The organism is Neptunomonas phycophila, assembly GCF_001922575.1.
Taxonomy (GTDB): Bacteria; Pseudomonadota; Gammaproteobacteria; order Pseudomonadales; family Balneatricaceae; genus Neptunomonas; species Neptunomonas phycophila.
In genome coordinates this window covers 2972924-2995599 of the sequence record NZ_MRCI01000001.1, presented here as the reverse complement: position 1 = coordinate 2995599, position 22676 = coordinate 2972924, and the positions used below count along the sequence as shown (strand labels likewise).

Genomic DNA, 22676 nt, shown 5'->3' with positions numbered 1-22676 from the left:
AACTTGGGATTTTTCACTGTCGATTAACCTATCACGATTATAATTTTTCTCAACTTATTTGAGTTGAAACCAAATAATTGAGCTCATTTGTTATTCGCTCTGCCGGTAGTCGGTACACTGGCAGTTCACGGGGTTGATGCTGATGTTTTATCCACAGTCATAGTCAACATTGTTTCAGCGGGTTCCAATCCATTGGTCATCAATGCATAAATGGTACTGTGGCCAAAGCCTGTTTTGGCCTTTACCTCGGGCAAACGCAAAATCCGTTGCTGACGAGATGAATATGTTGCGGGCGATTGGGTAGTTGGGGTCATCATTTGTTTCCTCACTGATCTGTTAAGTTCAGTGAGGTGTTTGCCCTACTAGTATTAAAGAGCTAAACGGACACAATAGCCGGATAAGTGACTAGGTCATTCAGCTTTCTGAGGGTACCGGTAATACCCCGCCCCATTTTGTAGATTAGTGCCCCAAGTACTAAATGCTGTGTGAGCAGGGTTGGTGTGTGTCAAAGTGGCGTTAACTGAGGTTTTGTCCATGTGCCCCAAAAGCCCAAGGGAGGGCATATTGCTTTGAATTTTCCTACTCAAAACTCGGTTTTGGTGAGTCGTATGGGTTGAGTGTTGATATGTCGAGTATATCGACATATAAGGATGCTATGTCGAAAAAAAGAAAAATATCGACACATGAAATTGATATGTCGATTTAAACATGACTTGGCAAGCAGAGCAGCCTTACAACCAATTACCCACATTGCCTCCTAATCTAGATTCCATAGAAACGAAAGCCTGTATTTCAGCACGCGCCGCTGTAGCAGAGTTAAAAAAGGCTGGCTCATACCTAACCAAAGTATGCTAATTAACTTACTGCCTTTGCTGGAAGCAAAAGACAGTTCAGAAATTGAAAATATTGTCACTACTACCGATGAGCTTTTTCAATATGCGCTAATGGACCAGCGATAAGATTACAGCGATTAGAGCACTAATGGAAAGTACAACCGATTACGTTAGAGCACAGCTACCTAAAATATATAGCTATGAGCTAGTTCAGCTTATTTTTGAACAATCCTATTGTCGTATCAGTAATCTAGTTGAACGTGATATTGCAAAACGCCAAACTGCTTCAACGTATTTAAAGCAGTTAGCGGATATTGGTGTGCTGCAAGAAATTAATTCAGGAAAGGAAAAATTATTTGTACACCCACGGTTGATGACGTTAATGACTAAAGACAGTAATAGTATTAACGCTTTTTGAGGTGCAAAATTCCCCAGCTCTCCACAAGGTAGAGCAAATGGCGAGGGTAATAGGCAAATATTATGTGGATTTACTCTATGTATTATTTGCTAGGGGTGCGGTGAGAACCCGTTTATGTAATGAAGTGCTTGCATAATAAAGAGCTTTAATCGTAAAGTTTACGCTGATTTTTTTACTAACAAGGATTGTAAAGTAATGAAATGGTGTACGTTATTTATAGCTGCATTTCCACTGTTTGTCCTTTCAGGGTGCGTCGGTGCTAAGCAAGCCCATCTTGTCAATAGGATGGCCTGTGAGGCGCTTAATATTGATGCCCAGTCCAGTGTTCTCGTGGGCACAGACCTCTCTACATTTGATCAGTTCTCGTCAGCGGTTGTCATCGAGCCGGCTCTCTATTTAACGGATATGGGGGGGGCTGAGTTAAGCGTACTTATCGCTGAGTTGAGTTCGCAAAAAGCCACGTTAAGTTACGAAGAACCCGGTATCACTTCTGAGCAGGTGGAAGCTACTTTTACTTGTATTGGGAATGGTGTAGCAGAGAATGATGCGGTCACTTTAAATGCTGTGGAGGGCGGTGTTCTCTTGAAGTTTAAAAAGGGCTTTTTTCATACATTTTCGTTTGATGGCTGGGTATTTTTAGAGAAGAAATAGCCAGTATTTAAATTGTTTATAAGTAAGGGAATACTTAAATGAATTACGAACTCATCAAGTTTAATAGTCGTGGTGCCGCTGTTGCCCAGTTGCAGGCGTTGCTGAATAGTAAGCTTGCTATTGGTCTTTTGGTTGATGGACATTTTGGGAGGAAGACAGAGGCGGCAGTGGTTGTTTTTCAAAGTCAAAGCGGGTTAATAGCTGATGGTATTGTTGGGCGGATGACTTGGACTGCTTTGTTAAGTAGTCGTGCTGCTTCTGAATCATTAAACCCGCAAAAGCAGTTGGCGGCTATTGCCGCTACTTATATCGGCACTAAAGAAACCGGTAATAATCGAGCGGGTGAAGATGCTAAATTGCTTGAGATTTTTAAAGCAGATGATTTGGTGATCAATGGTAAAACTGACGGTTATCCATGGTGTGCATCTTTCGTTTCATTATGTGTCCAGAAGCTATGTATTCGCTCGTCGTACTTTTCTTCGTTAAATGCGCCGCGGGAGCCTTCGGTGTGGCGTTTTTTAGCGGTGTGGGCGAAGAATAATGGTTGTACAATTTTTTCCTCTTCAAGCGCTATTCTATCCCCAAAGCCGGGTGATATCGTTGTGTTTACATTTTCCCATATAGGAATTGTAGAGAGCGTTAGTGGAAATAAAGTGGTCACTATTGAAGGTAATACAAATAGTGCCGGAAGCCGGGAAGGCCAAGAGGTCGCTAGGAAGGTGCGTTCGCTGAATATTATTAAGAGCTTTATAAGACTACCTTACTCAAATGATGGGTTAGCTAGAGCCCACTAAATAATAGTTGAAATGGGTAGGTAACCATTCTATCCATTTCAAAATTCAATAGTCTAATTGGCTTTACTTCCCTCACGCCCGACTATCAATTTGAATCATCACTGCATCGGGTCGCCAGTACTCAAACTCGCAGTCTAGTAACTCCCCATCTTGTTTGTAATTAACACGGCAAATTTTTAACACCGGTTGGCCTTCACTGAGATTAAGGGCTTTAGCGACGTTTAAGGGGGCGGATGTAGGGATGACATCGAACCGGGAGCGTTGTGTGTGATAGCCGTAGTGCTCGGCATAAAGTTGGGTGAGCGATTGGGTGAGGGGCTGCTCAAGCACCGCTGGAAATAGGGCGGCTTTTAGGCAGTTTTCTACATACAGCACGGCCCTTCCATCGATGTGCCTTAAACGTTCAATGATATGGATAGGGGTGATGCCTTCTATTTCCAGCGCCGCGGCATATTGCCCCGAGGCCATTTCGCTGCGGATGTTGATGAGCGTTGTTTCGGCGCGGCGGTTTTGGTCTTTTATCATTTGATGGAAGTGGCTACGAGATAAAGGGTTGTAGCGAATGCGTTGTGGCGATACATACCACCCGCGGCGTTCTTCACGGTAGATGAGCCCTTCTGTTTCTAGGGATACCAGTGCGTCTTTTATAGTAATACGTGTGGTGTTAAAGAGTTGGCTGAGTTCTCGCTCAGAAGGGAGCTTTTGCATTTCTGCAATCACGCCTGATTCTATTTGTTCTCGAATGGTGATTTTTATTTTTGAAAGCTGAGTTGTCGCGTGGGGCGGCATCTTGGTCTAGTCCATTGTTTGTTGCGTTGTCACACAATATAAACGCGATAGATAACAAGAATATTACGAATCAGGTGAATGGGCGTCATAAGAATAGCGATAAATCGTCAAATTTCTGTATCTAAACTGTCACATTTCACTAATAGACTTTTCATTTAAACAACTGACCTAGTCCAAGAGGATCGAAGACGATGAAAAGCGTGTTAGCCAGTGCTCTATTAATTTCTACTACGATGTCTGCATCTGTCTTTGCGGCAGAGACGGATATGAACTCGCTTGTCGAAGCCGCTAAAAAAGAAGGGGCGGTTTACAGTGTGGGGATGCCTGATTCATGGGCTAACTGGAAAGATACGTGGGCTGATTTAAAAGCCAATTACGGCTTGGAGCATCAAGATACCGATATGAGCTCGGCGCAAGAGATTGCTAAATTTTCGGCTGAAAAGAAAAACGCCACAGCCGATATTGGTGATGTGGGTTTTGCGTTTGCTAATGTGGCCGTTAAAAAAGGGGTAACGCAGCCTTATAAGCCGTCTACTTGGTCTGAAATCCCTGAATGGGCTAAAGATAAAGAAGGGCATTGGGCGCTTGCTTATACGGGTTCTATCGCATTTATCTCGAATAACAATCTGGTTGAAAATCCACCTAAGTCATGGAGTGACTTACTCAATGGTGATTATAAAGTGAGCCTTGGGGATGTGGGTTCGGCTGCGCAGGCTAATAATGCCGTGTTGGCAGCTGCGTTTGCAAATGGTGGTGATGAAACGAACTTGCAACCGGCGATTGAGTTCTTTGCGAAGCTGGCGCAGAAAGGGAATTTGTCATTAACGGATCCTAGTGCGGCTAATATCGAAAAGGGTGAAGTCGAAGTGGCGGTGCTATGGGACTTTAACGCGTTAAATAACCGTGACAAATTTGGGCGTGATCGCTTTAGCGTCAATATCCCTCAAGATGGCTCTGTTATCTCTGGTTACACCACTATTATTAATAAGTTTGCTAAAAACCCGAACGCTGCAAAACTAGCACGTGAGTTTATCTTCAGCGATAAAGGTCAGGTGAACTTGGCGGCTGGCTACGCACGTCCAATCCGAACCAATGTTGAATTACCACAAGCGGTACAAGATAAACTATTACCTAATGAGCAATACCAAAACGTTCATCCGGTAAAGGACTTCGCCGCTTGGGAAAAATCAGCACGTAAACTGCCACGTCAATGGCAGGAAAACGTTCTAATTCACGTCAAGTAAGAGGCTGCTATGAGCAATAAGGTCATCCTTGTTGTTCTGGATGGACTCAATTATCAAGTAGCTCATGATTGCATGGGCTACTTGAATGGTTTGATTGAGCAGCACAGGGCAACCTTATACCAACTGCAGTGTGAGCTGCCTTCTATGTCTCGGCCGTTGTATGAGTGTATTTTGACCGGCGTTCGTCCGGTTGATAGCGGTATTGTGAATAATAATATAGTGCGACTGTCCCGTCATGAGTCCATTTTTAGTTTGGCAAAATCGCAGGGTAAGGTAACGGCTGCGGCGGCTTATCACTGGGTTAGCGAGCTGTATAACCGAGCACCTTATGATGCGGTTCGCGATCGTATGACACATGATGAAACCCTAAATATTCAGCATGGCGCTTTTTACCATTGGGATCATTACCCTGACGAAGCGCTGTTTTTAGATGCTGAATATTTACGCCGCACTTATGATCCCGACTTTTTGCTAATCCATCCCATGAATATTGATGATATGGGGCATAAGCACGGTTTGGATTCCCGCCAATATCGAAACTCGGCACGCGGCGCTGATATTTATCTGTCTAACTATTTGGATCAGTGGTTGGCCGAGGGCTATCAAGTACTGGTGACAAGCGATCATGGAATGAATAACGATCTGTCCCATGGTGGCATTTTACCTGAAGAGCGTGATGTGCCGCTGTTTGTAATGGGGGATCAGTTTTCTCATGTTGGCTGCGATGTTAAGCAAACAGAGCTGTGTGGAGTGGTGTGTCAATTGCTATCCCTTGAGCACTCTAAACCTATGACAAAAGGCTTGTTATGTTGAGGGGGCTTCGTAAACGTTTTGCCTGGAAGCCCTTGCTTTGGCTTATTCCCTTTTTTGTGTTCTTTTGCGCTTTTCAATTAGCGCCAATGGGTTGGGTGTTAGCCAATAGCTTTATTTATGATGGCGAAATCTCCATTGAGAACTACAGCGAAGTCTTTGATTCTAGTTTTATGTTGCAAGGCTTTAGTAATAGTTTGTGGTTGTCGTTTTGGTCGGCTGTGGTGGGTTTGCTTATTGCCACGGTGTTGGTTTCGTCGCTACGGCGGGTGGATTCGAAAATTCGAGAGGCTGTGATTGCCTTTACGAATATGACAAGTAACTTCACGGGTGTACCCATCGCATTCGCGTTTATTATCATTCTGGGCATCAATGGCGCGGTTACTTTATTGCTGAAAAAGTACGGATTAATTGATGATTTTAATCTGTATGGGCAGTGGGGTTTGCTGGTTATTTATATTTACTTCCAAGTGCCTTTAGCCGTTTTGCTGCTGTACCCCGCGTTTGATGGTTTGAACGACGATTGGCAATCAGCGGCCGCCCTGTTGGGGGCAAAAACATGGCAATACTGGCTAAATGTTGCGTTGCCCGTGTTATCTCCAGCCTTATTAGGGACTTTTATTATCCTGATCGCGAATGCGATTGGTGCGTATGCTACGGCTTATGCGCTGACTTCGGGTAATTACAACATCATCACGATTCGAATCGCGAGTTTGGTGTCGGGGGATCTTTTTCTTGAGCCTAATTTGGCTGCTGCTATTTCAGTGCTAGTGATGGCTATATTGGCATTTATTACGTGCATTAATCAGTGGCTGGTAGCGAGGGGGTATCATGCAAAACGCTAATCAATGCCTTCATAAAACCGTAGTGTATTCGATCGTGGGGATCATGTTGATCCCGATTGTTGCCACCTTTTTATATTCTGTTGCTTCAAGCTGGGGGGCCACTATTTTACCGGATGGCTTTACGTTGGAATGGTATGTAACCCTATTGACTGATGAGCGTTTTTTACTGGCTTTTGGCCGTAGTTTGTTTATTTGTTTCTCCACATTGGCATTAAGCGTATTACTGATTATGCCGGTGATCTTTATTGTGCATTACTATTTCCCGAAGCTAGATAAAGTGATGAATGTATTGATCTTATTGCCGTTCGCGGTTCCGCCGGTGGTGTCGTCTGTAGGTTTGTTGCAGTTGTATGCCGACAGCGATGTTCAGCTAATAGGAACACCGTGGATTCTGATGGGGACTTACTTCACGATAGCGCTACCGTTTATGTATCGGGCGATTTCCAATAGCTTTGCTGCAATCAACCTACATGATTTGATGGATGCGGCGCATTTACTAGGGGCGAGTACGCCCCGAGCCTTTTGGCTGGTGATTTTGCCTAACCTTAAAAAAGGGTTGCTAGCGTCGCTGTTTTTATCCTTCTCGTTTCTGTTAGGTGAGTTTGTGTTCGCTAATATGCTGGTGGGCACTCGCTATGAAACCTTGCAAATCTATCTTTATAACATGCGCCAAACCAGTGGGCATTTTACGTCTGCATTGGTGATGACCTACTTCTTTTTTATCTTTTTACTGACTTGGCTAGCTACTCGCTTTAGCCGAGGGGACCAATCATGAGTTATGTGAGTGTTACGCAGTTAACAAAGCGATTTGGTGAAAATACTGTTTTTGAGGATATAGATTTCACGATCGAACAGGGTGAATTTGTGACCCTTTTGGGGCCAAGTGGTTGCGGAAAGTCCACATTGCTGAGGAGTTTAGCCGGGTTAAATCCGGTTGATAGTGGTGTTATCGCTGTCGATGGTGAGGATATTACACACCAAACGCCTCAGCAGCGCGGCATAGGTATGGTGTTTCAATCGTATGCCTTGTTTCCCAATATGACAGCCTTCGACAACATCGCGTTTGGCTTAAAGATGAAAAAGTTGGCTGCAGATCAAATAGCAACCGACGTTGCGAAAGTGATCGCGTTGGTTGACCTACAAGGTAAAGAACAACATTACCCACATCAGTTATCCGGTGGGCAACGTCAGCGCGTTGCGCTGGCACGTGCTTTGGTTGTTCGGCCGCGTATATTGTTGTTAGACGAACCGCTATCGGCGCTGGATGCAAAAATCCGCAAACGATTGCGCCAGCAAATTAGAGATATTCAAAAAGAGCTGAATTTGACGACGGTGTTTGTGACGCACGATCAAGAAGAAGCCATGACGATGTCTGACCGTATCTTCTTGATGAATAAAGGACAAATAGTGCAACAGGGCTCTCCTGAATCAATTTATACCCAGCCCGCTAATGAGTTTGTTGCCGGTTTTATGGGGCACTATAACTTGGTTGATGCTATCCATGCTAAGCGGCTTTTTAATATTGATACCGAATGGAAAGTGGCCATTCGTCCTGAGTCGATCTATGTCAGAGAAGCTGGGCGTCAATATGATGCTCATATATCGGCTCCACAGCAGGGTGTTATTCAAGACCATCAGTTATTGGGTAATATCATTCGATATCAAGTGCTTGTTCAAGGGTGCGAGTTAACGGTGGATTTGTTGAACCGCTCATCGGAACGCCTGTTATCCACAGGGACCTCACTAGAGCTGCTATTTAACTTAAACGAAATTCAGCCGGTGAGCGTGTAAAATGGCGCAACCTTTATATGTCTTTGACTTGGATGAAACGTTAATCGATGGCGATTGCGCCATGATATGGAATGAGTTTTTAGTTGATCAAGGGGTTGCTTCATCCCCCGGCTTTTTAGATGAAGATAAACGCCTTATGGCTTTATATGCACAAGGAGACATGAACATGGAAGATTACTTATCTTTCTCTATGTCTCCATTAGCCGCTATGCCTAAAGGTGAGGTGATGGCGCTGGTTGAGCAGTGCGTGGAAACTCGCATACTGCCACAGTTATACCCCAATGCTAAATCGTTAATTACCCAGCTCACGCAAGAGTCGGTTCCCATGCTGATTATTTCCGCGTCTATCGCTTTTTTAGTGAAAGCGGTTGCTACTCGGATTGGAGTTCAGCAATCGATCGGGATTGATTTGGTTGAAAAAAATGGCTGTTTTACTCATCAAGTGCTCGGGACGCCCAGTTATCGAGAGGGTAAAGTCATACGGCTTCAGCAGTGGTTGAGAGAACAGGCGCAGCCGTTTAGCGAGATACACTTTTATACGGACTCGATCAATGATTTACCCCTATGCTTGTTTGCGGATCAGACCTATTTGGTAAACCCGTGCGAGCAGTTAATCGCTCATGCGCAAGTGCGGCAGTGGCCAATATTAAGCTGGTCAAGATCAGCGCCCTTTCAACACCTCCTTTAATTGTGGCCCAGCCCAGTCTAAAAACGCTCTAACCCGGTACGACAATAACCGGTTGTGAGGGTAAACAAACTGTACTGGCAGGGAGGTTGGTTCAAATTCAGGTAATAGCCGGATAAGTTGTCCTTGTTCAAGGGCTTGGGCAACTTGGTAACTGAATAGTCGAGTTACTCCTAAACCCGCTATAGCAGAGCTAATGGCGGTGTCCACTTGGTTGGTTGTCATGACCAAGGACATGTTTTCTGTGTTGAGCGTTTCACTATTCTTAAAGGCCCAGTGGTGGTGCTGATTAAATCGTACGATGGGCCAACTGGCTAAGTCGTTTGGTGTATTGGGGGTGCCTTGTTGTTTGATCAGTGCTGGACTGGCGCAAATAACGGGTGCGGTCAGCCCCAGCGGCATCGATATCAATGATGAGTCGGCTAAGTGGCCTATACGAATCGCAATATCAAACCCTTCATCAATAATGTTTACAACACGATCGACTAGCGTGATATCTACCTGTAAGCCTGGGTGTTCCGCTAGGTATTGGTTAAGTAACGGAATAAGGTGAAGGCGTCCAAACATCATTGGGGCTGTTACCGTGAGTTTTCCTGCCGGTGCGGTACGGCGGGCGTCTAAAAGGAACTCGGCTTCGTTAATATCGGCGAGTATACGCCGACAGCGCAGCAGGTAATCGCGCCCTTCGTCAGTTAAGGATATTCGGCGTGTACTGCGATTGAGTAAACGTATACCAAGATGGTTTTCTAAATCGGCTAAGGCGCGGACAACAGAAGCTGGGGAGCGATCCATTGCATCGGCTGCTGCGGATAAGCTGCCGCGATCAACAATTTCTATAAAAGTAGCCATCGCTTTTAGCTTATCCACTATCGTTCCTTATCGTGTCAGTTGGCTGATTTGTGCATTTTATGAAAAGAAGTTATCAGCATTAAGCCATTTATTGCAATTGGCTAACAAAAGACACTAGAGGCTCTTTAGATCAGGAGTGCTCCATGCAAAGCGATAATGTGTCTTTAATGCCCGCCGTCATACAGTCATTTGATCATGTGGGGATTCGTGTTAGCGATCGCCAACAGTCAATGGCCTTTTATCAGCGGTTGGGTTTTATCGAGACACACTACTTTGCCGCGTATGAAGCCAACGAAATGGTGGCTAATCACGGATTGTACGAGGTACGGATCAACTTGATCTTTAATGGTGCTCGTCAGCCGCAGGCGTCTAACGTCTTGTTAGACGAGCCCCTAAAGCGCCCAGGTATCACTCATCCCGCCTTTGTGGTTGATGATCTGTATGCGATGCGGGCGTGGCTTGTTGAGGAGGGGATAACAATTACGGAAGATATCCATCCCATTGGCCCGCGCCGTGTCGCGTTATTTATCCGTGATCCTGATGGCAATGTGCTCGAGTTTAATCAGCTAACGCAATAGCTGGTTAGTTTTTCATCACCCATAATAAGGACAACTCGCATGAAACTCTACGACTTAGAACTCTCAGGTAACTGCTACAAAGTTCGATTATTTGCTGCGTTGGCGAAGATCGATTTGGAGATAGTACCTGTGGACTTTCTTGATGGTGCACACAAACGTGAACCTGTCATCGGCTTAAATCCATGGGGGGAGCTTCCTGTCTTGGTGGATGGCAAGGTAATACTGCGTGACTCGCAAGCTATCTTGGTTTACTTAGCTCGCCGCTATGCAGGGCAAGCATGGTGGCCGGAGGGCGCCGCGCAGCAAGGTGAAGTCATGCAATGGCTGTCGGTAGCGTCCAACGAGGTGCAGCACGGACCTAATGCCGTGCGCCTTGTGGATAAGTTTGGTTATGAAATAGATAAGCCACAAGCGATGAGGCTGACCGATCGTATTTTAGGCTTGTTGGAAAGCCATTTAAGCTCACACGATTGGTTAGCGCTGGGCCGACCGACGATTGCAGATATGGCTGTATTTCCTTATGTAGCGCTGTGTCACGAAGGTGGCGTGGATTTATCTCCCTACCAAGCACTCGATCAGTGGTTTAATCGAATTAAAGGGCTGGATAACTACATATCCATGCCGGGCCTTTAATTAGCTTCTGATTTAAAAAACCTTTGTAAAACGGGTGGGGTGTTTTCTTTCAGGACGTCGCCCCCGTTTTTCTTTATCCCTTATCCACTCGTGCTTTTGATTTTATCTATCTGAACCCTTTGATTGATTCATTGTCTGTATGTCCACGTAACAATGGTATAGGTTAATGCGGCCAGACGTAGGCAAAGGATAGATGCTGATTTTAATGGAGCAGGGATGCGATCAAAAAACGCTCAATTATCCTGTAAATTATTGTAGCACCTATATTTTTATAGCCTCATAATACGGCTGCTTTTTTACAGCCGGTATGTCTGTTTCCCGTATGCACTACGAAACCTACTAGCATGCTGTTGTGCTGTTTCATTTAACATGTTGATGATTGGATGCCACGTTGAAAACACGTTTACTCGAGTTTGACTATATGCGTGCGGTTGCCATTATTTTGATTGTTTTAGGGCACTCGGTTTATAACTCAGGAAAAGGCTTTCCTTTGCTGCTCGAGAACCTCTTACGAGGCGGTACTGCCGTTTTTGTTTTTATTTCTGGGTTTTTCCTACACGCGATATTTGCGCAGCGTTTTGAATACCGTCGTTTTATGCTGACCAAATTTAAGAACGTCTATGTGCCTTTTTTAGTCGTGTCACTTGTTGGCTTATTGGCGTTGGTTTCGATTTGGGTATTTAGGGATCATTTTCCAGCGGCTAAGGTCGGTATGAACGTATTTCATACCATTAAAAATTTTTATGTGCTTTATCCGCATTGGTATATCCCGTTTATCATGGTGGTTTTTCTGCTAACCCCCATTTTTTTAGCTTACTTAAAGCTCCCAATTGGGCGGCAACTTTTTTTATTGGCTATGCTGAGTGTGCTGGCGATGTTTGTACACCGGCCTCACGGGAATGCGAATGTAATGCACTCGATTGTCTACTATGTGCCGTATTACTTGCTGGGTATGTTGTATTCCCAATATCAGCCTTGGTTTTTGCGGCACCAAAAGGGCATTTTAGTGGTCTCTATAATGTCCGTTATTTTCGCCCTGATAGGGCAGACTTACATTTGGGTCTGGGTGGGTAATTCGCATAAAGACTTTTTTGAATTTAGGGGTGTCGATTTACAATTTATCCAGAAGCTCGGTCTGTGTTTTATTTTGTTGGCTATTTGTCAGTACTGGGCGCGAGCCAAAACTGAACTACATCAACTGAAAGAAATTGGTAACATAAGCTTTGCGATCTTTTTTATACATCCCTTATTTACGTTACTTATTAATGTTGTGTCTCCGTTGATAGGCCTTAAGAAAATTTCCGGAGGTGCTTTTATCAGCATGGGTATGACGGCCGTTATGTTCTTGATTATGTTTTACGGCAGTATCTACGCCACTCGTATGATTCGAGCGGCGTGGCCGGGCAAGAGCCGTTGGCTAATAGGAGCGTGATGAATACCCGTATTTTGAACGCCTAACCAAAGCGTGCAGGCTTGAGGCGGATTTATTAATTGATATTACGAGAGAAAATTGTAAATTTTCACGCTTTGAAAATAGGCACCAGCTGCAGTGCGAATGCAACAGCAGTGAAAAGAGTGCCAACAAAGCGAACATGCTATTAACAGAGTGAATGAATTTATATGTTCAATGACAAGAAACAGTCCTCAAGTGTCTTTTCCCGTGCGTTAATTGGTGCAACGTTATGCTGTGCCGCCACGCTTCCCGTTCAGACATTAGCAGCTGATGCCGCGAAAAAAGCCGCAACAACCAATGTGGCGGCGACTCAATTTGCGGTTTCTGGCAAATTTAATCGTGATACGGTGACTGATATCGCTCGCCAGCTTGCAAAAAAGCCCTACAAAGCGCCTGAAGCTAAGTTGCCAGAATCGTTGGCAGATCTTAATTATGATCAGTACCGTGATATTCGCTTCAACCCTTCATCGGCGTTGTGGACGAATGAAAATGTGCCTTTTCAATTGCAAATGTTTCATCGCGGCTTTTACTACAAAGACCCAGTAGAAATTGCTGTGATTGAAGATGGCCAGGCTAAGCATTTGAGTTACTCATCGTCGATGTTTAAAACCGGTGAAGTGATGAAGGGGCCATTGCCAAAAGAAGATATCGGCTTTGCGGGCTTTAGGATTCATTCTCCTATCAACCGTGATGATTACTTCGACGAGCTTGCCGTTTTTCAAGGCGCCAGCTATTTGCGTTCATTGGGTAAAAACCAATCGTATGGTTTATCTTCACGTGGCTTAGCGTTGAAAACCGCGGATCCTGAAGGTGAAGAGTTCCCTGTGTTTCGTGCTTTTTGGATAGAAAAACCGGTAGCGGATAGCCGTTCTATCGTCGTATATGCGCTGCTGGACAGCCCGAGTACAACCGGTGCTTATCGTTTCACGATTCGTCCGGGAACAAACACAGTTATGGATGTGGAAGCCACACTTTTCCCTCGTGTTGACCTGACTAAAGTGGGTTTGGCCGCTGGGACAAGTATGTTTATGTTCTCCTCTTATGATCGCGACCAAGTCGATGATTTCCGCCCTCGCGTGCATGATTCGGATGGCTTGTTGATGTTAAACGGACGAGGTGAGCACTTGTGGCGTCCTTTGTTGAACCACGACAAGCTTAATATCAGTTCGTTTTTGGATAATGGGCCGTTAGGTTTTGGTTTAATGCAGCGTGATCGTAACTTTGATCATTACCAAGATTTAGAAGCGCATTACGAAAAGCGCCCTAGTCTATGGGTTGAACCGGTGGGCAACTGGGGTAAAGGGATGGTCAAGTTAATCGAAATCCCAAGCGACTCCGAAATCCATGACAACATTGTGGCGTATTGGTCTCCTGCTGATGTCATCCCTGCAAAAACTGAATACAGCTTTGCGTACCGCCTTGTTTGGGGTGAGTGGCCAACACCTGCGCCTTCGGAAGGTATCGTAACGGCTACGCGTAATGGCCGTGCTGATATCAGTGGCCCAACGCCGGAACGCTTATTTGTGATTGATTATGAGTTCCCTAATGCCTTAACCACCTCTGGGTTGAACAAGCCAACGGCTAAAGTCAAAAACCAAGGCGGCAAGGTAAAAAATATCGTCGTTCGAGAAAACCCTAAAACAGGCGGTTACCGTGTGAGTTTTGAGCTGGATCCTGAAGATGCGGATTTAGTTGAGTTACGCATGGACTTACAATTTGATGACAACCGAAAAGCTGAGAGCTGGATGTATCAGTGGTCGAAATAAACACACTAAATGAGAATATAGACGTGAGTCAGGAGGCGTCAGGGATGCCGCCTGTTTCTCCGGCTGACATGCCGGAGCAATCACTCAAGCATTTTCGTCGCCGTGGTGTACGGACACCGGTGAATCCAAAAGGTGTTCATTCTCCTGCATGGCGTAGGCTGTTGGTTTTAGGATCGGCGGTGGCGCTTTCGTGTTGGGGCATTTATGAGATGTACTCAGTGCTTGCATTGGGTGAGCTAATCTTTGTAGAAAACCTTGTGCTGGTGTTGTTTGCGCTTACCTTTAGTTGGATTACGGTCGCATTTGCAGGCTCCATCATTGGTTTTTTTAAAGTCATCGCTCAGCATAAGCCGTTAGATGAGGAGCCTGTCGCGCTGACTAAGCGTACGGCTGTGCTTATGCCAACCTACAATGAGCAGCCGGGGCGTATTTTTTCGGCTATTGAAACCATGGCAAAAGCGATTCAAGCGCAGGGCGAAGGCGCTGCGTTTGATTGGTTTGTACTCAGTGACACGACTGATGTCGAAGTGGCGATCGCAGAAGAAGTTGCTTTGCAAACTTTACGACACCGTTTAGGTAGCGAAGTAAACGTTTACTATCGGCGCAGGGTCAAGAATGAAGCTAAAAAGGCGGGTAATGTTGCTGACTTCTGTAAGCGCTGGGGTGGTGCATATGACCATCTTTTAGTGCTGGATGCCGACAGTTTGATGGAAGCAAAAACCATGATTACCTTGGCGCGACGCATGGAAGCAGATCCCGACGCCGGGCTTATTCAGACGATTCCTCAGTTGATCAACGGCACAACACTGATGGCTCGTATTCAGCAATTTGCTACACGGATCTATGGCCCTGTTGTGGGTTCTGGGCTGGCGTGGTGGACGGCCAAAGAAGGTAACTTTTGGGGGCATAATGCCATCATTCGTACCGAGGCCTTTATGAGTGCTGCTGGTTTACCGCACTTGCGTGGAAAGCCGCCGTTTGGTGGTCACATACTGAGTCATGACTTTGTGGAGGCGGCTCTGATTCGTCGCGCAGGGTGGAGTGTTGTTATCGCGTCAGACTTAGATGGCTCATACGAAGAGAGCCCTCCGTCCATTATCGATTTAGCCGTCAGAGACCGACGCTGGTGTCAGGGCAATTTGCAGCACGCGCGCGTTATCGGCGGTTCTGGTTTGCACTGGGTCAGCCGTAGTCATTTGGCCACCGGTATCATGTCGTATCTTTCATCGCCCCTTTGGCTGTTGTTGATACTGGCCGGTATGGCGTTGGCACTCCAGGCGCAGTATATCCGCCCCGAATATTTTAGTGATGAATATTCACTGTTCCCAACGTGGCCGGTTATTGATGCCGCCCGCGCTTTAATGCTGTTTTTATTCACAATGGGGATATTGTTTGCGCCTAAGGTGTTGGGCATTATCGCCTTTCTTGTAAATGCCGAGCAGCGTAAGCGAGCGGGTGGTACTTTGCGGGTGCTTATCAGCTTTGTGGTTGAGATTATTTTATCGGCTTTGGTCGCTCCCATCATGATGTTAATTCACAGTGGCGCGGTGCTGTCTATCTTGATAGGTCGAGATGCCGGTTGGAACCCGCAACGTCGAGACGATGGTAGTTTACCGCTCAAAGATGTGATTTATCGACACCGTTGGCACATGGTGATGGGTGTGATATTGACGGCGTTTGCCGCGTTAAACTCCATGTCATTATTGGCGTGGTTGGCTCCTGCGGTGGCGGGGTTGTTACTCGCTGTGCCTGTTTCCGTGATAACCAGTTCATGGTCTATCGGGGAAAAGGCTAAACGGTGGGGGATATTAAAGACGCCGGAAGAAGGTGTGCCGCCTGCAATATTCACGGCTTTTGAACAAACGCTTAAAGTTTATACCGATGATGCAAAGCAGTGTCCTGATTTTGTAGGTTTTGTTGCATCTGCACATTGGGCTAGTATTCATAAGCGTATGCTTGACGAGCAGCCACCAAGAGCACGTGGTGATATAGATTCAGTAGAAGCCCTAACCGCGATGAAAGTTGCTGAGGCTGAGTCGGTTTCGGAAGCTATTGGCTTTATGACACCGAAAGAACGACTAATGATGCTTAATAACCCGCATTTGTTTGAAAAAGCATGTCGCTTGGCGATAACCGAGCGCGAGCGTTCTTATTCGCTTGCGGGCAAAGAATAACAATCTTCTTAACCTGATCTTCACCTCTTAATGTTTATGATGGTAAAGATCAGGTTTCTGTTTGGCTTAATCCTAACCATTACTTATCTATTAAGAGGAAAGGGTTAAGCTAACCTCCATTTATGTTTACATACGTACATACATGTATGTAAAATTGCGATATTAAATATTCGTATGGTTTGTATAGAAATCATTCAGCGAATGCAGATTAATTAAGAGTCAGTAAACTGAGGTTGTTATGGTTACAAATACCCAACTCAAACGTAGTGTCGCTTTTGCAACGATATGTTCTGTCCTGTTCTTGGCGGGTTGCCAAGAGGAGCAGCAAGCACAACAAGCCCCACCAAAAGCACCTACTAAAGTGGATGTGGTAACTATAAAGACTGAGTCTGTTGAGATTACAGAGAGCGGAGCGGGCCGAGTGACGGCGTACCGTACCGCGGAGATTCGTCCTCAAGTTAGCGGGATTATACAAAAGCGTCTGTTTGTTGAAGGCAGTACCGTCAACGAAGGTGATGTTCTGTATCAGATTGACCCTGCGGTTTATCAGGCAGCATTAGCCAGTGCGAAAGCGGACCTAGCAGTGGCTAATGCGAATGCGGCAAGCGTGAAAGAGCAGGCTGATCGCTACTCGCGCTTAGTTAAGCAATCAGCTGTTAGTAAGCAAGAAGCGGCGGATGCTGTGTCGGCATGGAAGCAAGCGCAAGCACAAATTTTAGCAGCAGAAGCAGCCGTTAAAACGGCGCAAATTGATCTGAACTACACAAAAATAACGGCACCTATCTCTGGTATTGTGGGCCGCTCGGCGGTCACAGAAGGGGCGCTAGTTTCGGCGGCTCAGTCAACAGCGTTAGCGACTATTCGTCAAATTTCCCCTGTTTATGTCGATATGCAACGCCCAGCTACCGCCGTGCTGAAGATGAAGCGCAGTGATGCCGGTCAAGAGATGCCCGTTAGTTTGGTGCTAGAAGATGGGGCTGCTTATGACGAGCAAGGTAAGCTGGAATTTTCAGAAGTGAGTGTGGATGAAACAACGGGAACGGTTAATGCGCGCGCACGGTTTGAGAACTCGCAAGCCATGTTATTACCAGGTATGTATGTGCGCGCAACAATCGTCACGCAAACGATAGAAGACGCCATTCTTGCTCCGCAAAAAGGTATTACACGTCAGCCAGACGGTTCTACTGTCGCTTTGATTGTAAATGCCGATGGCGTAGTCGCCACTCAAAAAGTTGAAGTGGGTGATGCTATTCGTGATCAGTGGTTTATCAATTCAGGCTTAAAGCCGGGTGATAAGGTGATTGTTGGCGGCCTGCAAAAAGTTAAAGCGGGTGACAAAGTCGAAATGGTTGAGTCCGGTGCAGCAGACTCTTCTAATACTCAGACGCAAGGCTAAGGGGTATTTAATTAATGGCTAGATTTTTCATAGATAGGCCTGTCTTTGCGTGGGTTATCGCCATCGTTGTTATGTTGGCCGGCACGTTATCGATTATTAGCTTACCGATAGAGCAATACCCAACGATAGCGCCTCCTTCCATTAGTGTGAGTGCATCCTATGCGGGGGCGTCAGCAGAAACGGTAGAAAACAGCGTTACCAAGGTTATCGAGCAAAATATGACAGGCCTTGATGGCTTATTGTATATGTCATCGCAGAGTGACAACTCAGGTAACTCAAGCATAACGTTAACTTTTGCATCCGGTACTGATCCTGATACGGCCCAAATACAGGTGCAGAATAAACTGTCACTGGCTGAAGCGTCCTTGCCTACTACAGTTCAGCAGCAAGGCATTACCGTTACAAAATCCAGCTCATCATTTTTAATGGTGGTAGGGCTTGTGTCCGATGATGGAAGCCTAACCAAAACGGACTTGTCCGACTATGCGTACAGCACACTGCGTGACCCGCTTTCAAGGGTTGATGGTGTGGGCAGCATCAGGGTTTTCGGTGCACAATACGCTATGCGGATTTGGATGAATCCTGAAAAACTGACGGCGGTAGGTTTAACGCCGGTTGATGTGACCAATGCCATTACCAGCCAGAATACGCAGTTGGCCGTAGGGCAGTTAGGCGGCTTACCGTCAGTGCCTAATCAGCAGTTAAATGCCACGATTACAGCACAATCACGTTTTACGGATATCAGTCAGTTTGAGAATATCTTACTGACTGTTAATACCGATGGCTCTCAGGTTCGATTAAAAGATGTGGCTCGTATCGAGCTGGGCGCAGAAAGTTATTCTGCAGAAAGCCGCTATAAAGGAAACCCAGCCACTGGTTTGGCTATTCAGCTTGCCACAGGAGCTAACGCTCTGGATACGGCGGAAGCTGTTCGTGCAAAAGTGGCTGAATTACAGCAGTTTTTCCCAGATAGCGTTAAGGTTGTTTATCCATATGACACCACACCCTTCGTCAGTATTTCGATTACGGAAGTAGTCCACACACTCATAGAAGCCGTTGTATTGGTGTTCTTGGTGATGTTCCTTTTCTTAGGGAATTTGCGAGCCACTATTATCCCCACCATTATTGTTCCCGTAGTTTTGCTGGGTACATTCGGCATCATGGCTGCCTTTGGTTTTAGTATTAATACACTCACTATGTTTGGTTTGGTGTTGGCTATTGGTTTGCTGGTTGATGATGCGATTGTCGTTGTGGAAAACGTTGAGCGTGTTATGGAAGAAGAAGGCTTGCCTCCTTTGGAAGCGACGCGCAAATCAATGGAAGAAATTACCGGGGCATTGATTGGTATCGCGTTAGTACTGTCAGCTGTATTTGTACCAATGGCGTTCTTTAGTGGGTCTACAGGGGCTATTTATCGCCAGTTCTCGATCACCATTGTTTCAGCGATGGCGCTGTCGGTGTTGATGGCATTAATCCTGACGCCTGCTTTGTGTGCCACGATCCTCAAACCGGCAAACACCCACAGCCATGAGCGAAAAGGCTTTTTTGGGTGGTTTAACCGTATGTTTAGCAACATGACGGGCAAATATGAGAGAAGTGTTGGCTATGTAGTGAAGCGCCCTGTCCGTCTGTTGTTTATTTATGCCTTAATGATTGGCGGTGTAGTCTTTATGTATCAAAAACTGCCAACATCGTTTTTGCCGGATGAAGACCAAGGTGTGTTCTTAACATTAGTGCAGTTGCCGTCGGGCTCGACTCAAGAGCGCACGATGGAAGTGATTAAGCAGATGGAGGGATACTTTGCCTCTGTCCCAGAAATTGACTCGTATTTCACCGTAGCGGGCTTTAGTTTTGCAGGTTCCGGTCAAAACATGGGCTTGGCGTTTGTTAAGCTAAAACCGTGGGATGAGCGTCAAGGGCCAGGCCAGTCGGCTCAAGAGTTGATCGGCAAGGCGTTTGGAGCATTGAGCCAGATCCGTGATGCGACGATATTTCCTATTAACTTACCTCCAATCCAATCGTTGGGTACAGCCTCAGGCTTTAGCGCTATGCTGTTGGACCGGAACAACCTTGGGCATGAGGCACTGGTAGCTGCGCGTAATCAGTTGCTGGGCATGGCTGCTCAAGACTCACGGCTAACAGGTGTTCGCCCTAACGGTATGGAAGATGTCGCTGTGTTCCATGTGGACATCGATTACGAGAAAGTCTCTGCGCTGGGGCTATCAATCAGTGATGTGAACTCAACGATGAGTACCGCGTGGGGCTCTAGTTATGTGAATGACTTCATTGATAATGGCCGAGTGAAGAAGGTATATGTTCAGGCCGATGCCGAATATCGTATGCTGCCAAGTGATATTGATCGTTGGTATGTACGCAATTCCGATGGGGAGATGGTGCCATTTAGTGCTTTCGCGACAGCTAGCTGGGAGTACGATTCACCTCGCTTAGAGCGTTATAACGGTGTGTCGTCAGTGAATGTGCAAGGTCAGGCCTCGGCGGGCTTAAGCTCCGGTGTTGCCATGGAGGCTATTGAGGCAATGGTGGCTCAGCTACCTAACGGTATCGGCCTTGAGTGGACAGGCTTGTCTTTCCAAGAGAAGGCAAGTGGGTCGCAAGCGCCTATGCTGTATGGCTTGTCGCTACTGATCGTTTTCTTGTGTCTGGCGGCGTTATACGAAAGCTGGTCTGTTCCTTTTGCCGTGATGCTCGTCGTTCCGCTGGGTATTTTAGGCGCACTGTTGGCAGCAACAGGCCGAGAGCTCAGTAATGATGTGTACTTCCAAGTAGGCTTACTTACCACAATTGGTTTGTCCGCCAAGAACGCTATCTTGATTGTCGAGTTTGCTAAGGCCGAAGTTGATAGTGGCAAAGCGTTGATTGCAGCAACCATTAATGCGTGTCGTATGCGTTTGCGTCCTATTATTATGACGTCAATGGCCTTTATTCTTGGGGTTACCCCTTTGGCTATCAGTACGGGTGCTGGTGCTGCCAGCCGCCAGGCCATCGGTACAGGAGTAATGGGTGGTATGTTTGCCGCAACCTTCTTGGCTATCTTCTTTGTTCCATTATTCTATGTGTTAGTGATGAAGCTAAGTTACAAAATTACAGGCAAGGCGCCGAATGATAATTCAGCAAAAGATGAGGGTACACGCCATGCATAAGCCGTTTTTGGCCGTGGTGGTCGCCGCCGCGCTAGGAGGGTGTTCGCTGGCCCCTGATTACCAGCGCCCTGAAGTAGAGTTGATCAATACCTGGACCCCGGCAGAGCAGCAAGCGGCTGTCATGCCGTTGGGTTGGGAGTCTGTGTTTAATGATGAGGCGCTGCAGCAGCTCATTAAACTAGGTTTAGACAGCAATAAAGATCTGCAAATAGCGTTATTAAATGTTGAGCTTTATCGTAAGCAGTATCAAATCCAACGGGCTGATTTGTTACCGAGCCTAACATTGGATGGCAGTGGAACCCGAGCGGCTACCTCTGCTTTTTCTGGCGACTCAACCATTTCCAGCACTTATAGTGTTACGGCTGGGTTAACCGCTTACGAACTGGACTTGTTTGGTAAAGTTAGAAACCTAAAAGATCAGGCGTTAGAAACGTACCTATCGCAAGAGCAGGTGCGCCGATCAACCCAGTTAACGATTGTTGCGAACATAGCCACTGCGTATTTGACTTGGGTGGCGGATATGGAGCAACTGGCGCTCGCGCAAGAAAACCTCAAGATCGAGGAAGATAACTATCGTTTAGTGAGCTTGCGGTACGATCAGGGGATCGACTCGTCAATCGAGCAAGCTCAAGCGCAAGCATCTTATGAAGATATGCTAGTTACCTTGTCCCAATATCAGCGGTTGGTCGATCAGGACCGTTATGCGTTGGTGTTGCTGTTGGGAACGGAACTTCCCGAGGGCTTCACGCCTGCGAAAAGGTTAGCGGATGTTAAAATAGCAACAGTCGGAGCAGGCTTGCCTTCTACGCTATTGAATCAGCGTCCTGATATTTTAGCCGCTGAGCACACCTTGCGCGCAGCCAATGCAAATATCGGTGTGGCTAGAGCCGCGCTGTTCCCCTCGATTAGTTTAACCGCTAACGCTGGTAGCCAGAGCAGCGAGTTGAGTGGCTTATTTGATTCAGGCTCAGGAGCGTGGACGTTTGCCCCTTCTATTTCGTTGCCTATCTTCAATAGTGGTGCTCTTCGACGTGATGTTGAAGTAGCTGAAATTGAGAATCAAATAGCCGTGAAGCAATACGAGCAAGCCGTTCAATCAGCGTTCACGGATGTTTCGGACGCCTTAACTGCACTGTCAGGCTATTCGTTAGAGTTAGAAAATCAGAATAAGGCGTTACAGTCTTATCAGCGTTATTTTGAGCTGGCTGATCTGCGATACCAGTCCGGTGTTGATAGCATGTTAACGCGCTTAGATGCTCAGAGTAGTTTGGTCAGTAGTCAGCAAGCCAGTATTGCGGCGCGTTTAGCTTTGTATCAAGCGCAGATTGACTTATACCAAGCACTTGGCGGGGGTTGGGGGCAAGGTCTCAACCAAACCGGTGCCGGTAACTTGACTCAGGGATATTATACTCAGCCAAATGATGGTGCGATTATTAGTAATAGTCAGGACACGTCAGCGCCGTAGTCATCCCGTTGTGAATAACTGACAAGCGCTTTATTGCTCGCCTAGCGCGCTAAAGCATTAACCAAAAGCCCCGGAAGGGGCTTTTTGCGTTATAGATGAACCGCTGTCTGGTTATTTATTCGATGGATATCTAATGGTAGCCGTAGTCACTTTGTCCATAGTGGTGCGCAATTTGGCCATGCAAATCGATTAGAGCCCAAAATCTTATATCTGTAATTATTCATTATGCTAAATATATTTTTGCTATCTAATGATTCATCATCGCGACAAACACCGTCTTTTTTGCGTCAAAATCTAATATAGATAAGTCGTAATTAAACTATAACGACATTTCCTTAAAT

The 22676-nt window shown here is 46.2% G+C and carries 21 protein-coding genes; 18 read left to right on the top strand and 3 right to left on the bottom strand.

What is annotated here, in order from left to right:
- Positions 1-125 precede the first annotated feature (125 nt).
- The gene (locus tag BS617_RS13645) at positions 126-317 is read right to left on the bottom strand and encodes an AlpA family phage regulatory protein (RefSeq protein WP_246813333.1); all 192 of its coding nucleotides are present in this window, start codon (positions 315-317) and stop codon (positions 126-128) included.
- 531 nt (positions 318-848) lie between these two features.
- Here BS617_RS13645 and BS617_RS18590 point away from each other — a divergent pair.
- The 4 genes from BS617_RS18590 (at position 849) to BS617_RS13625 (ending at position 2696) form a co-directional block, all read left to right on the top strand.
- The gene (locus BS617_RS18590) at positions 849-959 is read left to right on the top strand and encodes a Fic/DOC family N-terminal domain-containing protein (protein WP_367998588.1); all 111 of its coding nucleotides are present in this window, start codon (positions 849-851) and stop codon (positions 957-959) included.
- A 22-nt stretch (positions 960-981) separates the two neighbouring features.
- Positions 982-1251: a hypothetical protein gene (locus BS617_RS18585; RefSeq protein ID WP_428977880.1), complete on the top strand. Its 270-nt coding sequence runs from the start codon at positions 982-984 to the stop codon at positions 1249-1251.
- A 195-nt stretch (positions 1252-1446) separates the two neighbouring features.
- Entirely contained in the window at positions 1447-1902 is a 456-nt protein-coding gene (locus tag BS617_RS13630; RefSeq protein ID WP_075173320.1) for a hypothetical protein, read from the top strand.
- A 38-nt stretch (positions 1903-1940) separates the two neighbouring features.
- Positions 1941-2696 carry a peptidoglycan-binding protein gene (locus BS617_RS13625; protein WP_075173319.1) on the top strand — a complete coding sequence of 252 codons (756 nt, stop codon included), beginning with the start codon at positions 1941-1943 and terminating at the stop codon, positions 2694-2696.
- Between the two features lie 72 nt (positions 2697-2768).
- On the opposite strand, the gene BS617_RS13620 is transcribed toward BS617_RS13625, so the two are convergent.
- Positions 2769-3485: a UTRA domain-containing protein gene (locus tag BS617_RS13620; protein WP_075173318.1), complete on the bottom strand. Its 717-nt coding sequence runs from the start codon at positions 3483-3485 to the stop codon at positions 2769-2771.
- A 191-nt stretch (positions 3486-3676) separates the two neighbouring features.
- Between BS617_RS13620 and BS617_RS13615 the strand changes: the two genes are divergently transcribed.
- From BS617_RS13615 to BS617_RS13590, 6 genes are read left to right on the top strand one after another with little or no spacing between them, the layout of a single operon-like run.
- Complete coding sequence (locus BS617_RS13615) at positions 3677-4729, top strand: ABC transporter substrate-binding protein (protein WP_075173317.1); 1053 nt, start codon at positions 3677-3679, stop codon at positions 4727-4729.
- A 9-nt stretch (positions 4730-4738) separates the two neighbouring features.
- Positions 4739-5542, top strand: coding sequence for an alkaline phosphatase family protein (locus BS617_RS13610; RefSeq protein ID WP_075173316.1), 804 nt, complete (start codon positions 4739-4741; stop codon positions 5540-5542).
- The gene (locus BS617_RS13605; RefSeq protein ID WP_075173315.1) at positions 5536-6384 is read left to right on the top strand and encodes an ABC transporter permease; all 849 of its coding nucleotides are present in this window, start codon (positions 5536-5538) and stop codon (positions 6382-6384) included. Before BS617_RS13610 ends, BS617_RS13605 begins: the two co-directional genes overlap by 7 nt.
- Complete coding sequence (locus BS617_RS13600; RefSeq protein WP_075173314.1) at positions 6371-7159, top strand: ABC transporter permease; 789 nt, start codon at positions 6371-6373, stop codon at positions 7157-7159. Before BS617_RS13605 ends, BS617_RS13600 begins: the two co-directional genes overlap by 14 nt.
- Positions 7156-8175 (top strand): ABC transporter ATP-binding protein, encoded by a 1020-nt coding sequence (locus tag BS617_RS13595; RefSeq protein ID WP_075173313.1) that lies wholly within the window; start codon positions 7156-7158, stop codon positions 8173-8175. The genes BS617_RS13600 and BS617_RS13595 overlap by 4 nt, the downstream gene beginning before the upstream one ends.
- Before the next feature lies 1 nt (position 8176).
- Positions 8177-8863, top strand: a complete 687-nt coding sequence (locus BS617_RS13590) for an HAD family hydrolase (RefSeq protein WP_075173312.1) — start codon at positions 8177-8179, stop codon at positions 8861-8863.
- On the opposite strand, the gene BS617_RS13585 is transcribed toward BS617_RS13590, so the two are convergent.
- The gene (locus tag BS617_RS13585; RefSeq protein ID WP_075173311.1) at positions 8837-9727 is read right to left on the bottom strand and encodes a LysR family transcriptional regulator; all 891 of its coding nucleotides are present in this window, start codon (positions 9725-9727) and stop codon (positions 8837-8839) included. The genes BS617_RS13590 and BS617_RS13585 overlap by 27 nt on opposite strands.
- A gap of 125 nt (positions 9728-9852) precedes the next feature.
- Here BS617_RS13585 and BS617_RS13580 point away from each other — a divergent pair, with 125 nt between their 5' ends.
- From BS617_RS13580 to BS617_RS13545, 8 genes are all read left to right on the top strand, one after another.
- Entirely contained in the window at positions 9853-10287 is a 435-nt protein-coding gene (locus BS617_RS13580; RefSeq protein WP_075173310.1) for a VOC family protein, read from the top strand.
- Positions 10288-10326: 39 nt separating this feature from the next.
- Positions 10327-10920: a glutathione S-transferase family protein gene (locus tag BS617_RS13575; RefSeq protein WP_075173309.1), complete on the top strand. Its 594-nt coding sequence runs from the start codon at positions 10327-10329 to the stop codon at positions 10918-10920.
- Between the two features lie 391 nt (positions 10921-11311).
- Entirely contained in the window at positions 11312-12352 is a 1041-nt protein-coding gene (locus tag BS617_RS13570; RefSeq protein ID WP_075173308.1) for an acyltransferase family protein, read from the top strand.
- A 188-nt stretch (positions 12353-12540) separates the two neighbouring features.
- The gene (locus BS617_RS13565; RefSeq protein WP_075173307.1) at positions 12541-14139 is read left to right on the top strand and encodes an OpgD/OpgG family glucan biosynthesis protein; all 1599 of its coding nucleotides are present in this window, start codon (positions 12541-12543) and stop codon (positions 14137-14139) included.
- Positions 14127-16313 (top strand): glucans biosynthesis glucosyltransferase MdoH, encoded by a 2187-nt coding sequence (mdoH, locus tag BS617_RS13560; protein ID WP_212667433.1) that lies wholly within the window; start codon positions 14127-14129, stop codon positions 16311-16313. Before BS617_RS13565 ends, mdoH begins: the two co-directional genes overlap by 13 nt.
- A 238-nt stretch (positions 16314-16551) precedes the next feature.
- Complete coding sequence (locus BS617_RS13555; RefSeq protein WP_075173305.1) at positions 16552-17709, top strand: efflux RND transporter periplasmic adaptor subunit; 1158 nt, start codon at positions 16552-16554, stop codon at positions 17707-17709.
- 14 nt (positions 17710-17723) lie between these two features.
- Positions 17724-20870, top strand: coding sequence for an efflux RND transporter permease subunit (locus BS617_RS13550; RefSeq protein ID WP_075173304.1), 3147 nt, complete (start codon positions 17724-17726; stop codon positions 20868-20870).
- Positions 20863-22335 (top strand): efflux transporter outer membrane subunit, encoded by a 1473-nt coding sequence (locus BS617_RS13545; protein WP_075173303.1) that lies wholly within the window; start codon positions 20863-20865, stop codon positions 22333-22335. The genes BS617_RS13550 and BS617_RS13545 overlap by 8 nt, the downstream gene beginning before the upstream one ends.
- Positions 22336-22676 lie beyond the last annotated feature (341 nt).

What these genes read in the sequence shown, in the direction of transcription:
- BS617_RS13645 (WP_246813333.1), bottom strand. Translation starts at nt 317, where the DNA reads ATGATGACCCCAACTACCCAATCGCCCGCAACATATTCATCTCGTCAG.
- BS617_RS18590 (WP_367998588.1), top strand. Translation starts at nt 849, where the DNA reads ATGCTAATTAACTTACTGCCTTTGCTGGAAGCAAAAGACAGTTCAGAA.
- BS617_RS18585 (WP_428977880.1), top strand. Translation starts at nt 982, where the DNA reads ATGGAAAGTACAACCGATTACGTTAGAGCACAGCTACCTAAAATATAT.
- BS617_RS13630 (WP_075173320.1), top strand. Translation starts at nt 1,447, where the DNA reads ATGAAATGGTGTACGTTATTTATAGCTGCATTTCCACTGTTTGTCCTT.
- BS617_RS13625 (WP_075173319.1), top strand. Translation starts at nt 1,941, where the DNA reads ATGAATTACGAACTCATCAAGTTTAATAGTCGTGGTGCCGCTGTTGCC.
- BS617_RS13620 (WP_075173318.1), bottom strand. Translation starts at nt 3,485, where the DNA reads ATGCCGCCCCACGCGACAACTCAGCTTTCAAAAATAAAAATCACCATT.
- BS617_RS13615 (WP_075173317.1), top strand. Translation starts at nt 3,677, where the DNA reads ATGAAAAGCGTGTTAGCCAGTGCTCTATTAATTTCTACTACGATGTCT.
- BS617_RS13610 (WP_075173316.1), top strand. Translation starts at nt 4,739, where the DNA reads ATGAGCAATAAGGTCATCCTTGTTGTTCTGGATGGACTCAATTATCAA.
- BS617_RS13605 (WP_075173315.1), top strand. Translation starts at nt 5,536, where the DNA reads ATGTTGAGGGGGCTTCGTAAACGTTTTGCCTGGAAGCCCTTGCTTTGG.
- BS617_RS13600 (WP_075173314.1), top strand. Translation starts at nt 6,371, where the DNA reads ATGCAAAACGCTAATCAATGCCTTCATAAAACCGTAGTGTATTCGATC.
- BS617_RS13595 (WP_075173313.1), top strand. Translation starts at nt 7,156, where the DNA reads ATGAGTTATGTGAGTGTTACGCAGTTAACAAAGCGATTTGGTGAAAAT.
- BS617_RS13590 (WP_075173312.1), top strand. Translation starts at nt 8,177, where the DNA reads ATGGCGCAACCTTTATATGTCTTTGACTTGGATGAAACGTTAATCGAT.
- BS617_RS13580 (WP_075173310.1), top strand. Translation starts at nt 9,853, where the DNA reads ATGCAAAGCGATAATGTGTCTTTAATGCCCGCCGTCATACAGTCATTT.
- BS617_RS13575 (WP_075173309.1), top strand. Translation starts at nt 10,327, where the DNA reads ATGAAACTCTACGACTTAGAACTCTCAGGTAACTGCTACAAAGTTCGA.
- BS617_RS13565 (WP_075173307.1), top strand. Translation starts at nt 12,541, where the DNA reads ATGTTCAATGACAAGAAACAGTCCTCAAGTGTCTTTTCCCGTGCGTTA.
- BS617_RS13555 (WP_075173305.1), top strand. Translation starts at nt 16,552, where the DNA reads ATGGTTACAAATACCCAACTCAAACGTAGTGTCGCTTTTGCAACGATA.
- BS617_RS13550 (WP_075173304.1), top strand. Translation starts at nt 17,724, where the DNA reads ATGGCTAGATTTTTCATAGATAGGCCTGTCTTTGCGTGGGTTATCGCC.
- BS617_RS13545 (WP_075173303.1), top strand. Translation starts at nt 20,863, where the DNA reads ATGCATAAGCCGTTTTTGGCCGTGGTGGTCGCCGCCGCGCTAGGAGGG.